The sequence below is a fragment of the Mesorhizobium waimense genome (assembly GCF_003601975.1).
In the GTDB taxonomy this organism is placed as follows: domain Bacteria; phylum Pseudomonadota; class Alphaproteobacteria; order Rhizobiales; family Rhizobiaceae; genus Mesorhizobium; species Mesorhizobium waimense.
The window spans coordinates 1-544 of the sequence record NZ_QZWZ01000203.1; the positions used below are offsets into that span (position 1 = coordinate 1).

Genomic DNA, 544 nt, shown 5'->3' on the forward strand with positions numbered 1-544 from the left:
ACGTCCCTGCCGGGACGTAGGTCGGGCCATTCCGCTATCGTGGGTTGCAGGTGCGTAACGTCCACGCAAACTGCGTTAATTACATTGGAAGGCCTCGCCTTGCGAATATCCATAATGCGGCGAACAGATGTCGACCGCGAAGACAACCATGCCTCCCGGCAAACGATCATCAACAGCGCGAAGAAGACCAGGCAGCGCGATCGTAACATCGCCTCCTGTTCGCTGTCTGTCCAAAAAACAGCAATGGCGTCTTCGGGCTATTCAAAAAAGACTTGATCAATGATCTGCGATTAGACAACTCACGCCCTTGTCAGGGGCAAGAATCCCTGAATCTATGGGGATATGGATCGCACTGATTTGCAGCGTCTGACGAAGGAAGAGTTGATCGATCTGGTGCTGCGGATACAGCGGCCAGAGAAGACATCGCGCACGTCGTCCAGGCCACCTTCGAGCGATCGCAAGGCGCGTCGGGACAGGGCAAAGCCTGGCGGCGCTAAGGCGGGTCATAAAGGTCACAGCCGCGCCATGAGTGAGGATGCCGATC

1 protein-coding gene and 1 pseudogene are annotated in these 544 nt (G+C 56.1%); both read left to right on the forward strand.

What is annotated here, in order from left to right; genetic code table 11:
• The coding region (locus D3227_RS42500) for a hypothetical protein (protein ID WP_208646638.1) at positions 1-276 on the forward strand (276 nt) is incomplete at its 5' end.
• A gap of 66 nt (positions 277-342) precedes the next feature.
• Positions 343-544 (forward strand): annotated as a pseudogene (locus D3227_RS40635) (IS66 family transposase); the annotation flags it as partial.